Source organism: uncultured Roseovarius sp. (assembly GCF_913054395.1).
GTDB lineage: Bacteria > Pseudomonadota > Alphaproteobacteria > Rhodobacterales > Rhodobacteraceae > Roseovarius.
In genome coordinates, this window is record NZ_CAJXIP010000100.1 from 1 (window position 1) to 13,000 (window position 13,000).

Genomic DNA, 13,000 nt, shown 5'->3' on the forward strand with positions numbered 1-13,000 from the left:
GAGGCGGGTCACGACTCGTTGAACCTTGGCGGGATAGGGGGTGGTGGTGAACAGGTTGTCCAGAGTCGCGGCATCGGGATAGATCGCCGGATCGCCGATCACATCCTCGACAAGATGCTCCTGGCTCGCCTTGTTACCGTTGGCGTAATAGACATAGTTCGACGCGGCCGCCATGTTCTCTGCGTCCATGATGAAGTTCAGGAACACATGCGCAGCGTCGGGGTTGGGCGCATCGACCGGGATTGCCATCTGGTCAAACCACATCTGCGCGCCTTCTTTGGCCGCGTTATAGACGATTTCCACGCCATTGTCGGCCTCGGCGGCACGATCGCGCGCCTGAAGGATGTCACCCGACCATCCGACCGCGACACAGATGTCGCCATTGGCTAGGCCGTTGATATATTCCGAGCTGTGGAATTTCTGGATATAGGGGCGGATCGCCATAAAGACGGGTTCTGCCTTGGCGATGACCTCTGGGTCATGGCTATCGGGGTCCTCGCCGAGATACTTGAGAACCATCGGGATCATCTCGGCCGGGGCATCAAGGAAATGCACGCCGCATTCGCTCAACTTTTCCATATTCTCGGGGTTGAGCACCAGTTCAAGACTATCAAGCGGGGCATCCTCACCCAACAGTTCCCTGACCTTGCCAACATTGGCGCCAATGCCAGTGGTGCCCCACATATAATTGATCGAATAGGCATTGTCGGGGTCGTACTGCTCGGTCCGGCTGCTGACCACGTCCCACATGTTGGCGTGGTTGGGCAGTTTGGACATGTCGAGTTTCTGGAACGCACCGGCTTGAATCTGGCGCTGCAGGAAGGTGCCCGAGGGCACGACCACGTCATAGCCCGATCCGCCCGCAAGCATCTTGGTTTCCAGAACTTCGTTGCTGTCAAAGACGTCATAGATCAGATCGAGCCCGGTTTCCGTCTCGAATTTTTCAAGCAGGGCCTCGTCGATGTAGTCGGACCAGTTGTAGACCCGCACCTCTTCGGCCGAGGCGGCGATCGTTCCAAGTGCCAGAGCGGCTGTGGTGGTCATGATTAGATGTCGCATTATGTTCTCCCGTTGGTCGGCATGTCGTCTGCCCTGCCACGGATTTGATCAAAAATTTCCGCAGTTGGCAATATGGTAATGTTTTCATGCAGCCGCTAAACTCGCAAGGAGAGACATGGATAGCCACGGTTGGGATGCCCCGGAGATGACCACGACCGCACAGAATTTAAGCACGATCGACGCCGCGACCACCCGGCTTCCGGCGCATGAGGTGATCTATCGCCAACTGCGCGATCTGGTGTTGTTCGGCGACCTTGCTCCGGGTCAGGCGGTGACCATCCAGGGCCTGTCCGAACGCCTTGGCGCGGGCATGACCCCGGTGCGCGAGGCGTTGCGGCGCCTGATCGCCGAGGGCGCGCTTGAATTCCAAGGTAACCGACGAGTCAGTGTACCCCTGTTGAGTGCCGATAACATCAGCGAGTTAATCCTTGCACGTCAATGGGTTGACCCGCATCTGACCCTGCGCGCGACCGAGCGGGCAACTCTGGGCGATCTGGATCACTTGCGTGCTTTGGACGATCAGCTGGATGTCGCGATAACGCGTGGCGATCTGCGGGCCTATCTGGAGTTGAACTACCTGTTTCACAGACGGCTCTACGAGATTGCCGATGCGCCTATTCTGGCGCATCTGGCTGATGGACTCTGGCTTCGGTTCGGGCCGTCGCTTCGGGTGGTTTGCGGGCGCATGGGGACCCAGAATTTGCCGGATAAACACAAGGCCATGCTAGAGGCAATGCATGCTCGTGATGCAGAGGCCGCCGCGCGGGCAATCCGAGAGGATGTGATCCAGGGAATGGAGCAAGTGCGCCATTCCCTCGAACAATCGGGTGCTTTGCGCTGATTCGATTGACAGAGAATAATTTGATCATATTCTGGGCGCAGACTGGCCACCGCGCCAGAATGATCCTTATTCGCGAAAGGTATGAACATGACGGCGATCACCAATCATATGCCCACGGCTGACCTGCAGGCGCTGGATGCGGCCCACCACATGCACCCGTTCACCCATGGCAACGAGCTCGAGCAAAAGGGCGTGCGCGTCATCACCCGCGCCAAGGGCGTGACCCTGACCGATAGCGAAGGCAACGACATCCTTGATGCGATGGGCGGGTTGTGGTGCGTCAATATCGGATATGGCCGTGAAGAGCTGGCCCAGGCGGCCGCGCGGCAGATGCGCGAACTGCCGTTCTACAACACTTTCTTTCAGACAACCCATGTGCCCGTCATCGCGCTCTCGGCCAAGCTTGCCGAACTTGCGCCGGGGGATTTGAACCAGGTGTTCTATGCCGGATCGGGATCCGAGGCGAATGACACCAATATCCGAATGGTGCGCACCTATTGGGCGCAGATGGGCCAGCCTGAGCGCAACGTGATCATTTCGCGCAAGAACGCCTATCACGGTTCCAGCGTAGGAAGCGGAAGCCTTGGCGGCATGTCCGGTATGCACGCGCAGGGTGGTCTGCCGATTCCGGATATTCACCACATCGACCAGCCCTATTGGTATGGTGAGGGCGGCGATAGCGATCCGGAGGAATTCGGCCTGGCGCGTGCCCGCCTGCTCGAGGAAAAGATCGAAGAACTCGGTGCGCACCGCGTCGCCGCATTTATTGCCGAACCGATTCAGGGCGCCGGTGGCGTGATCATTCCGCCCGCAAGCTATTGGCCCGAAATTCAACGGATCTGTGACAAATACGGCATCCTTCTGATCGCCGATGAGGTGATCTGCGGGTTCGGCCGCACCGGAAGCTGGTTCGGAAGTCAGACCCTGAACATCCGCCCCGATATCATGACCATCGCCAAGGGGCTGAGCTCTGGCTACGCGCCGATCGGCGGCTCGATTGTCAGCGACAAGATCGCAAAAGTGATGAACGATTGTGAATTCAACCACGGCTATACCTATTCCGGTCATCCGGTATCCTGTGCCGTAGCCCTGGAAAATCTTCGCATTCTGGAAGAGGAAAAGATTGTCGAGCGGGTCGCCGAGGAGACCGGGCCCTATCTTCAGGAGAAATGGCAGTCGTTGGCCGATCATCCCCTGGTAGGCGAGGCGCAGATCGTTGGCATGATGGGGTCTCTTGCGCTGACCCCGCACAAGGAAAGCCGCGCCAAGTTTGCGGCGGATGCGGGAACGGCGGGGTATATCTGTCGCGAGCGCTGTTTTGCCAATAATCTGGTGATGCGTCACGTGGGTGACCGGATGATCATTTCGCCGCCGCTGGTGATCACCAAAGAGGAAATCGACACCTTGGCAGAGCGTGCCTGGGCTTCACTTGATCAGGCTGCGGCGAAGCTTGAAGAAGATGGGCTTATGAAGGCCGCCAGCTGAGGCGGCCTGTCCAAATGGCGCGGCATTGCCGCACAGGATAGTGGGATGAGGGGCGCCGCCCCTCAAACTCCCCGGGATATTTAAGGCAAGAAGAAACAAGGGATTTTGCCTGATTCTTCTTGCTTGAAAATATCCCCGCCGGAGGCTCCGGCGCTCTTCGTGCGCGCGGCGGATTTAGTCTTTTACGAACATCTTTCGCGGACGATTGCAGAAGGTTTCGGCGGGGCCGGTCTCTATGATCAGGATGGATTCGGTGATTTCCAGCCCCCAATCCGACATCCAGAGACCTGGCATGAAGTGGAAGGTCATGCCGGGTTCCAGCACGGTTTCATCCTCGGCGCGCAGTGAGATCGTGCGTTCGCCCCAGTCAGGCGGATAGCTCAGCCCGATGGGATAGCCACAGCGCGCGCCCCGTTCGATACCGGCACGTTCAAGGGGGGCGGCCAATGCGTTGGCGATATCGCAGGCACGGTTGCCCGCTTTTGCCGCTTCAAGACCTGCCTCAAGCCCCTCGACCAGCGCTTTTTCGGCATCGAGCAGGAATTGCGGCGGTTTGCCGAGAAACAGCGTGCGGCAGAACGGGGCGTGGTAGCGTCGATAACAGCCCGAAATTTCAAAGAAGGTCGCCTCACCGGTCGCAAATTCGCGCCCGTTCCACGTCAGGTGTGGCGCCGCAGCATCAGAGCCCGATGGCAGGAGCGGTACGATTGCCGGGTAATCGCCCCAGGCCCCGTCAACGCCGCGAATTCCGTCGCGAAAGATTTCGGCGACAATTTCGTTTTTCGGTATCCCCGGCTCGACCCGTTCGAGCAGACCATCGACGATCTTTTCCGAGATCGCCGCAGCCTTGCGGATGTAGGCCAGTTCTTCTTCGGATTTTACGGTGCGCTGCCAGTTCACGAGGGCGGTCGCGTCGATGAATGCCGCGCCGGGCAATTCCGTGCGAAGCACCTCCATCGCTTTGGCGGAGAAATAGTAGTTGTCCATTTCAACGCCGATCCGTTTGTCGGCCAAGCCCATTCCGGTCAGGCGTTCGGCAAGGTCCTGCATCGGGTGACGTTCGGTGGATTGCACGTAATTATCCGCATAGCCGATCACGCGGTCGTCGGTCATCCACACGGTTCGCACGCCGCCGTTGGCATCCTGGTTGCGGCCCCACCAGATCGGATCGGCATCGGGCAGGACGATAACGCCTTGATGGACATAAAACGACCAGCCGTCATATCCTGTCAGCCAGTTCTGGTTTGACGGATCCGTCACAAAGAGCGCATCAAGTCCTTTGCTTTCCATTGCGGCGCGGGTTTTCGTCAGGCGGCGTTGGAATTCTTGCGGTGAAAACGGCAGGTCTTTTTCGATCATGTCATTGTCCGTGCGATGTGTTTCCTGCCCATTCTGGGGGTTTACTCGGGCTCTGCCCCAAGAAATACGCCATCAAATGTCGTTTTCAGGAAACTGATGCCTGTGCGGTTGACGTCAGGCTATGGGCTGACCCAAGGTGTGCGCGACCCGAAACAGGAGAGACGAATGCAGCCCGTTCTGGCCGATGTTTATGCTGCGGCGCATGTGATCCGCGGGCTGGCGGATGGCACGCCGCTGGTGCCCTCGCCTTTTATGAGCGCGCTGGCGGGTATGGATTTTCTGCTCAAGCTCGAGAACATGCAGCCGATCGGCGCGTTCAAGCTGCGCGGTGCGTTGAATGCCGTGGCCGGGGTCAAAGGCGCAACCGGTGTCACCTGTTGTTCGACCGGCAATCATGGGCGCGGTGTGGCCTATGCGGCGCGGGCGCGGGGCATGCGGGCGGTGATCTGCATGTCTGAACTGGTGCCACAGGCCAAAGTCGATGGCATTCGCGCGCTGGGCGCGGAGGTGCGCATTGTCGGACAAAGTCAGGATCACGCACAGGCCGAGGCAGAGCGTCTTGTGTGCGACGAGGGCTTGACCGAAATCTCGCCCTTTGACGACCCGTTGGTGATTGCGGGGCAGGGCACGATCGGGCTTGAGATGCTGGCGGCGCGCCCCGATCTTGACACTTTATTGGTGCCCTTGTCGGGCGGTGGTCTTGCCGCGGGCGTGGCAATGGCGGCCAAGGCGATCAAGCCGGGAATCCGGGTCATCGGCATCACAATGGATCGCGGCGCGGCGATGCATGAAAGCATCAGGGCGGGCAAGCCAGTCGAGGTGGAAGAACGCCCAAGCCTGGCCGATTCCCTTGGCGGCGGGATTGGCATGCAGAACCGGCTTTCCTTTCCGATGTGTCGTGACCTGCTTGATGACATCCTGCTTGTAAGCGAGGAAGAGATTTATCACGCCATGCAGGTTCTCTATTACGAGGATCGGATCGTGGCAGAGGGCGCCTGTGTTGTAGGCCTTGCTGCGGTCCTTACCGGCAAGGTCAGATTGAGCGGGCCGACAGCCACTATTGTGACGGGCCGCAATCTGGATATGGATATGTTTACCCGCGTCATTACCGGACAGGATGTTCGGTTGGGCGACAAGGTGATTGCTGGAGTGAAATATGGCGCATGACATTCGCATTGTGACCGAGGCCGAATTGCGTGGCGTGGTCAGTTTGAACAAAGACGCCATCCGCGTGATCGAAAAGGCGTTTTCCGCGCTCGCAGATGGGGGCGTGATCATGCCACCGGTGATGTCGATGGATATGGCCGATGTGAATGGCGAGGTGGACGTAAAAACCGCCTATATCCCCGGCTTTGACGGCTTCGCGATCAAGGTGAGCCCCGGCTTTTTCGACAACCCGGGGCTGGGCCTGCCAAGCCTGAATGGCCTGATGGTGCTTTTTTCGGCCAAGACCGGCATGGTGCAGGCGGTGTTCCTGGACAATGGATATCTTACCGATGTGCGCACGGCGGCGGCGGGGGCCGTGGCGGCGCATCATCTGGCGCCGGATGTTGTGCATACGGCAGGTGTGATCGGCACCGGCGTTCAGGCGCGGCTTCAGATGAAGGCCGCGCATATCGTGCGCCCGTTTCAGCGGCTCCTTGTCTGGGGGCGCGACACGGCCCATGCTCAGGCTTGCGCCGATGACCTGGCGCGCGACCTGAAATGCGAGGCGCGTGTCGTCGATCACCCCGGCGATCTTGTGATGGCAAGCCAGCTTGTGGTCACGACAACCCCGTCGCGCACCCCGATTGTCGAGGCAGAATGGCTTCATCCCGAGCTTCATATCACCGCCATGGGGTCGGATCAGGCGGGCAAGAACGAGATCGCCCCAGAGGCGTTGATCAAGGCCGATCTTTATGTGGCCGACCGTGTGGCACAGGTCGAAAAGCTTGGTGAATTGCGCAGCGCGATTGCCGCCGGTCTCTGGGACAGGGGCACGCCGCCCGAGTTGGGACAGGTCATCACCGGGCGCGCCCGTGGGCGGCGCAGCGACGCCGAGATCACCATCGCCGACCTGACCGGCACCGGCGTTCAGGATACGGCGATTGCCACCCATGTGTTCGAGCGTCTTCAAAACGGCGCGGTCGGCACCGTGATTTCGGCGTAATCCATGAAGCTTGACGCACGCGATCTTGAAATTCTGCGGGTTCTGGCCGATGAGGGCCGGATCACCAAGGCCGATCTGGCGGCGCGTGTCGGCCTGTCGGCAAGCCCCTGCTGGGAGCGGCTTCGGCGGCTGGAAGAGGGCGGGATTATCGAGGGGTACAACGCGCGGATCAGTCTCAAAAAGCTGGGTTCGCATGTGACCGTCTTTGTCGCCGCCGAATTGGCCGATCACACCCCGGCCAGCTTTCAGGCCTTCGAGGCCAGCGTAATGCGCTATGGTGAGGTGACGGCCTGTTGGGCGCTTGGTGGCGGGTTCGACTATCTTTTACAGATCGTCACGCGCGATATCGACGCCTATCAACGCCTGATTGACACCATGCTAGAGGCGCGCATCGGGCTCGCGCGGTATTTCACCTATATCGTGACCAAGCCGGTGAAATCGCCGCGCTTGCCGCCACTGGATATGTTTTCCGGGTGATTCATCCGTAGAAACCGGCCTGAGCAGATGATTATTCTGCAATGGCGCAAAACTTCAGGCGCAGTTTCTTGCCACTCCAGCGCATTCTTTGGCGCAAAGGAGGGCCGAGCATGTCTGATTCAGCAAACTGGACCCGTCACGGGATCACCGATACGCGGCTTGTGCGCCACTTTTCCTATGTGAACGGAAAATGGGTGGCCGGTGACGGCAACGACACCCTCAGCGTGAGCAACCCGGCCGATGGCACCCTGCTTGGCGAGGTTGCCAGCATGAGCGGGCCACAGGCGCGCGCGGCGGTGGACGGCGCACAGGAGGCGTTTGCCACATGGGGCATGACCCTTCCGCAAGAACGTTCGGCGGTGTTGCGCCGGTGGTTCGACCTGATGGTCGAACACAAGGAGGATCTTGCGCGGATCATGGTGCTTGAACAGGGCAAGCCCCTGTCCGAGGCGCGCGGGGAGATCGACTATGCCGCCAGCTTTGTGGAATATTACGCCGAGGAATCAAAGCGTCCGAACATTGAGGGCGTTACAAGCCATTTGCCCGATGCCGAGGTCGAGCTTTGGCTGGAGCCGGTTGGCGTTGCGGCCCTCATCACGCCGTGGAATTTCCCGGCGGCGATGCTGACGCGCAAGGCGGCGGCGGCGATGGCGGCAGGATGCACCGTGGTGGCGCATCCAAGCGGCGAAACCCCCTATTCCGCACTTGCCCTGGCCGAACTGGCCGAACGTGCGGGCGTACCTGCGGGGGTGTTCAACGTGGTCACGGGCCATGCCTCCACCGTGGTTGAACCCTGGACAACGGATGCCCGCGTGCGGGTGCTGTCGTTTACCGGTTCGACCAATATCGGCCAACTTTTATATCGCCAATGCGCGGGCACGGTGAAAAAGCTGGTCATGGAACTTGGCGGTCATGCGCCGGTGATTGTGTTCAAGGGGGCTGATCTTGACGGTGCGGTTGCCGAAACCATCAAGGCAAAATTCGCCACCTCGGGGCAGGATTGTCTTGGCGCCAACCGGATTTACGTGGAACGCGCAATTTATGAGCCATTTTGCGAGCGCTTCATTGCGGCGACCAAGGCGCTTAGCCTTGGGATCGGGATGGATGACCCTGATCTTGGTCCGCTGATGAACGAGGCCGCCGTGCAAAAGCAGGAGGAACAGGTCAGGGACGCGCTTGACCACGGGGCCAGGCTTGGGTGTGGCGGAAAGCGTGACGCTTTGGGACCGCTGTTCTATCAGCCCACCGTCCTGACCGATGTGCCCGATCAGGCCGCGATCATGCGTGACGAAACCTTTGGCCCGGTGGCGGCGATCACGCCGTTTGATACCGAAGACGAGGTAATTGCGCGTGCCAATGCCACCGAATACGGGTTGATTGCCTATGTCCACAGCCTTGATCCGCGACGGATTTATCGGATGACCCGGGCGTTGCAATTCGGGATGGTGGCGGTGAACCGCACCAAGGTGACCGGCGCGCCAATTCCCTTTGGCGGGGTAAAGCAATCGGGGCTTGGCCGCGAAGGAGCGCGGCGCGGGATGGAGGAATTTATGGAAATGAAATACGTTTGCCGCGACTGGGCCTAGCCACACCAAAATCTTGAAAAGATTTTTGCCCGGAAATTTTTGAAATTTCCGGACCCCGACACAAAGGATCGAAAGGAACAAACATGCTTAGAAACGACCAACTGGCGGAGTGGGATCGCGACAATTTTTTCCACCCCTCAACCCATCTGGCGCAATTTGCCCGTGGTGAGCTTAGCCATCGGGTGATCAAGACCGGCACCAATTGCCATATCGAGGATCGCGACGGCAACAAGATGCTTGACGCCTTTGCCGGGCTTTACTGTGTCAATGTCGGCTATGGCCGTCAGGATATTGCCGATGCCATCGCCGCACAGGCCAAGGAACTTGCCTATTACCATGCCTATGTCGGCCATGGCACCGAGGCGAGCATCACCCTATCGAAGATGATCCTTGATCGTGCGCCCGGCAATATGTCCAAGGTCTATTTCGGACAGAGCGGGTCGGACGCCAACGAAACCAACGTCAAGCTGATCTGGTATTACAACAACATTCTCGGCCGCCCCAAAAAGAAGAAGATCATCAGCCGCTGGCGTGGTTATCACGGCTCGGGTCTTGTGACCGGCTCGCTGACAGGGCTTGAACTTTTCCACAAGAAATTCGATCTGCCGCTGTCTCAGGTGGTGCACACCGAGGCGCCCTATTATTTCCGCCGCGCCGATCTTGAGCAGTCCGAGGAACAGTTCACCGCCCATTGCGTGGCCGAGCTTGAGGCGCTGATCGAACGCGAAGGCGCCGACACGATTGCCGCCTTTATCGGCGAGCCGGTTCTTGGCACCGGGGGCATCGTCCCGCCGCCCGCAGGCTATTGGCCCGCGATCCAGAAGGTTCTTAAAAAGCACGATATCCTGCTTGTGGTGGACGAGGTTGTCACCGGTTTTGGCCGTCTTGGCACGATGTTCGGCGCAGAGCATTATGGACTTGAGGCCGACCTTATCACCATCGCAAAGGGCCTGACGTCGGCCTATGCGCCGCTGTCGGGGTCGATTGTCGGTGAAAAGATGTGGAAAGTGCTGGAACAGGGCACCGACGAAAACGGCCCGATCGGCCATGGCTGGACCTATTCGGCCCATCCGATCGGTGCGGCGGCGGGGGTTGCCAACCTCAAGCTTCTGGACGAGCTCGACCTGATTGCAAACAACCGCGATGTCGGCAGTTATCTCAACAAGACCATGGCCGAGGCGCTTGGCGATCATGCCAATGTCGGGGAAATCCGGGGCGAGGGCATGCTCTGTGCCGTCGAATTCGTGAAAGACCGCGATAGCCGCACCTTCTTTGACGCCGCCGACAAGATCGGGCCGCAGGTGGCCGCCGCGCTTGGCGGTGACGGGGTTATTGGCCGCGCCATGCCGCAGGGCGATATCCTTGGTTTTGCGCCGCCTTTCTGTCTGACTCACGCAGAGGCCGATGAGGTCGTCACCAAGACCGCCAAGGCCGTAAAGACCATTCTTGGCTAGGCCGAGTCTCTTGAAAGCCATCCCCAGGTTCACGCATAAGTTGTGTTGACATGGGGATGGCCGCGACTGGCGGCGGGAAAATCGCCTTTTATTTGTATTTAAACGGTCGTTTTGGCCTGTACAGGTCGGATTTAGGAAAAAAGTGCCGTAATCGACTTGCACCAAAGGGTGATTGACGTTTTAGTTTCTACCGAACGCGGGGGACTCCGCGAAATAAAAAACAGGGAGCCGACTTTTGGCCAATACCGGGAACAACGATGCGTTCGTTGCTTTTGAGCGCGTGCAAAAGAGCTATGACGGCGAGACTTTAGTCGTCAAGGATCTGAACCTTTCCTTGCCCAAGGGTGAATTTCTGACAATGCTTGGGCCCTCCGGGTCGGGCAAGACGACCTGCCTTATGATGCTGGCCGGGTTTGAAACCGCCACCCACGGCGAGATCAAACTTGACGGGGTGAGCATCAACAACATCCCGCCGCACAAGCGCGGCATCGGCATGGTCTTTCAGAACTATGCACTCTTTCCGCACATGACGATTGCTGAAAACCTCAGCTTTCCGCTTGAGGTGCGCAAGATCGGCAAGTCGGACCGCGAGGCCAAGGTCAAGCGCGCGCTTGAGATGGTCGAGATGGGTGCCTTTGGCGGTCGTCGTCCGGCACAGTTGTCCGGCGGTCAGCAACAGCGTGTGGCGCTTGCCCGTGCTTTGGTGTTCGAACCTGAGCTGGTGCTGATGGACGAACCGCTTGGTGCGCTCGACAAACAGCTTCGCGAGAAGATGCAATTCGAGATCACCCACCTGGCGCACGAGCTTGGCATTACCACGGTTTACGTGACCCACGACCAGACCGAGGCGCTGACCATGTCAGACAGGGTTGCGGTGTTCAACGATGGCCGCATTCAACAACTGGCCCCGCCGGACGAGCTTTATGAAAGCCCGCAAAACAGCTTTGTGGCGCAGTTCATTGGCGAGAACAACACGCTTGCCGGGACGGTCAAGGAAATCAAGAACGGCCTTGCGCTTGTTCAGCTCGACAACGGCGATTTGATTGATGCCACGCCGGTCAATGTCGAAAAGGCCGGGGACCGCACGCTTATCTCGATCCGCCCCGAGCGCGTCGAATTCAATCGCGACCGCCTGAGCCCCGATGCCCACACGCTTAAGGCCGAAGTGGCCGAATTCATCTATATGGGTGATATCTTCCGCACCCGGCTCAAGGTGGCCGGCCGCGACGATTTCATCATCAAAACCCGCAACGCCCCCGATCAGCGCCGCCTGGAACCTGGCGAGCAGATCGAAATTGGCTGGCTTGCAGAGGATTGCCGGGCGCTGGACGCGCCGCAGGCGTGAACCTATTCGCGCCGCTGCCCAAGGGCGCGGCGCGGGTTGAGAGAAGCCTTCGGAGGTTTTACCCGTAGCACGAAGGCCGGGATATTGAAAAACGGGACAAAAATAAACTGGGAGTATGTTTATGAAACTCACAAAAACTCTGCTTGCAACAACGGTTCTGACCGTGGCCGCAGGCACAGCCGTGACTGCACAGGATATGGCCAACAGCATGACGCTCGTGTCATGGGGCGGCGCTTATCAAGACAGTCAGGACAAGGCCTACCTTCAGCCCTACCTGGCCGATAACGGCGGCGTCAGCGCAACCTGGGACGAAAGCTCGGCCGAGGCCGTTGCCAAGCTCCGCGCGATGAACGAAGCCGGCAACGTGACCTGGGATCTGGTCGATGTCGTTGCATCCGATGCCATGCGTCTGTGTGACGAAGGTCTGGCGATGGAATTGGATCACGACGAAGATCTGGCCGCCGCGCCCGATGGCACCTCTGCCAGCGACGACTTTGGCAACCTGATCGTCAGCGACTGCTTCGTTCCGCAAATCGTTTACTCGACCACATTCGGTTATCGTACCGACATGGTGCCCGAGGGTGTTGAGCCCCCGAGCAGCGTTTGCGACGTGTTCGATCTTGCCAAGTACCCCGGCAAGCGTTCGCTGCAAAAGCGCCCGATCGACAACATGGAATGGGCTCTGTACTGCGATGGCGTAGCCAAGGAAGATATCTATCCGACTCTCGGCACTGATGCCGGTGTTGATCAGGCTCTTGCCAAGCTCGACACCATCAAGGATCAGGTCGTCTGGTGGTCTGCCGGTGCCGAAACGCCCCAGCTTCTGGCTGATGGCGAAGTTGTCATGGGTTCCACCTACAACGGTCGTCTGTTCTCGGCAATTGCTGAGCAGAACCAGCCAATCGGAATGCTGTGGGACATGCAGTCGTTCGATCTGGACGGTTGGATCATCCCAGCAGGTCTGAGCCCCGAGCGTAAAGCCCGTGCCCTGGACTATCTGAACTTTGCGACAGACACTCAGCGTCTGGCTGACCAGGCTAAGTACATCTCGTACGGTCCTGCTCGTGCCTCTTCGGCTCCACTGGTTGGTAAGCATGCGGAACTGGGCATTGAAATGGCACCACACATGCCAACAGATCCAGCAAACGCAACCAACGTGCACACCTATGACTACGAATGGTGGGCAGACAACCGTGATGATCTGGACGCAAAATTCCAGGCATGGTTGGCCAAATAATTCTGGCT

The 13,000-nt window shown here is 59.0% G+C and carries 11 protein-coding genes; 9 read left to right on the plus strand and 2 right to left on the minus strand.

All coding sequences use genetic code 11. The features are described from left to right. Positions 1-1,059, minus strand: a 1,059-nt coding sequence (locus QZ522_RS13330; RefSeq protein WP_294612386.1) for a polyamine ABC transporter substrate-binding protein, incomplete at its 3' end; no start/stop codon positions are given. Between the two features lie 145 nt (positions 1,060-1,204). Here QZ522_RS13330 and QZ522_RS13335 point away from each other — a divergent pair. After that, positions 1,205-1,900, plus strand: a complete 696-nt coding sequence (locus QZ522_RS13335) for a GntR family transcriptional regulator (RefSeq protein ID WP_294612411.1) — start codon at positions 1,205-1,207, stop codon at positions 1,898-1,900. 87 nt (positions 1,901-1,987) lie between these two features. Continuing rightward, positions 1,988-3,385, plus strand: coding sequence for an aspartate aminotransferase family protein (locus tag QZ522_RS13340; RefSeq protein WP_294612388.1), 1,398 nt, complete (start codon positions 1,988-1,990; stop codon positions 3,383-3,385). 174 nt (positions 3,386-3,559) lie between these two features. On the opposite strand, the gene doeA is transcribed toward QZ522_RS13340, so the two are convergent. Further along, positions 3,560-4,744, minus strand: coding sequence for an ectoine hydrolase DoeA (gene doeA, locus QZ522_RS13345; RefSeq protein ID WP_294612391.1), 1,185 nt, complete (start codon positions 4,742-4,744; stop codon positions 3,560-3,562). A 165-nt stretch (positions 4,745-4,909) separates the two neighbouring features. On the opposite strand from doeA, the gene eutB reads away from it, so the two are divergent. The 7 genes from eutB (at position 4,910) to QZ522_RS13380 (ending at position 12,992) form a co-directional block, all read left to right on the plus strand. Then, entirely contained in the window at positions 4,910-5,911 is a 1,002-nt protein-coding gene (eutB, locus tag QZ522_RS13350) for a hydroxyectoine utilization dehydratase EutB (RefSeq protein ID WP_294612394.1), read from the plus strand. Continuing rightward, on the plus strand, positions 5,901-6,893 hold the full coding sequence (locus QZ522_RS13355) for a cyclodeaminase (RefSeq protein WP_294612396.1): 993 nt from the start codon (positions 5,901-5,903) through the stop codon (positions 6,891-6,893). Before eutB ends, QZ522_RS13355 begins: the two co-directional genes overlap by 11 nt. 3 nt (positions 6,894-6,896) lie before the next feature. Next, positions 6,897-7,370, plus strand: coding sequence for an Lrp/AsnC family transcriptional regulator (locus tag QZ522_RS13360; RefSeq protein ID WP_294612398.1), 474 nt, complete (start codon positions 6,897-6,899; stop codon positions 7,368-7,370). Positions 7,371-7,480: 110 nt separating this feature from the next. Further along, entirely contained in the window at positions 7,481-8,956 is a 1,476-nt protein-coding gene (locus tag QZ522_RS13365) for an NAD-dependent succinate-semialdehyde dehydrogenase (RefSeq protein WP_294612400.1), read from the plus strand. Positions 8,957-9,039: 83 nt separating this feature from the next. Further along, entirely contained in the window at positions 9,040-10,410 is a 1,371-nt protein-coding gene (locus QZ522_RS13370; RefSeq protein WP_294612403.1) for an aspartate aminotransferase family protein, read from the plus strand. Between the two features lie 235 nt (positions 10,411-10,645). Next, positions 10,646-11,755, plus strand: coding sequence for an ABC transporter ATP-binding protein (locus QZ522_RS13375; protein ID WP_294612406.1), 1,110 nt, complete (start codon positions 10,646-10,648; stop codon positions 11,753-11,755). A 121-nt stretch (positions 11,756-11,876) separates the two neighbouring features. Next, the gene (locus QZ522_RS13380; RefSeq protein ID WP_294612409.1) at positions 11,877-12,992 is read left to right on the plus strand and encodes an extracellular solute-binding protein; all 1,116 of its coding nucleotides are present in this window, start codon (positions 11,877-11,879) and stop codon (positions 12,990-12,992) included. Positions 12,993-13,000: the final 8 nt, after the last annotated feature.

Coding starts and splice junctions, on each gene's coding strand:
- QZ522_RS13335 (WP_294612411.1), top strand. CDS start 1,205: ATGACCACGACCGCACAGAATTTAAGCACGATCGACGCCGCGACCACC.
- QZ522_RS13340 (WP_294612388.1), top strand. CDS start 1,988: ATGACGGCGATCACCAATCATATGCCCACGGCTGACCTGCAGGCGCTG.
- doeA (WP_294612391.1), bottom strand. CDS start 4,744: ATGATCGAAAAAGACCTGCCGTTTTCACCGCAAGAATTCCAACGCCGC.
- eutB (WP_294612394.1), top strand. CDS start 4,910: ATGCAGCCCGTTCTGGCCGATGTTTATGCTGCGGCGCATGTGATCCGC.
- QZ522_RS13355 (WP_294612396.1), top strand. CDS start 5,901: ATGGCGCATGACATTCGCATTGTGACCGAGGCCGAATTGCGTGGCGTG.
- QZ522_RS13360 (WP_294612398.1), top strand. CDS start 6,897: ATGAAGCTTGACGCACGCGATCTTGAAATTCTGCGGGTTCTGGCCGAT.
- QZ522_RS13365 (WP_294612400.1), top strand. CDS start 7,481: ATGTCTGATTCAGCAAACTGGACCCGTCACGGGATCACCGATACGCGG.
- QZ522_RS13370 (WP_294612403.1), top strand. CDS start 9,040: ATGCTTAGAAACGACCAACTGGCGGAGTGGGATCGCGACAATTTTTTC.
- QZ522_RS13380 (WP_294612409.1), top strand. CDS start 11,877: ATGAAACTCACAAAAACTCTGCTTGCAACAACGGTTCTGACCGTGGCC.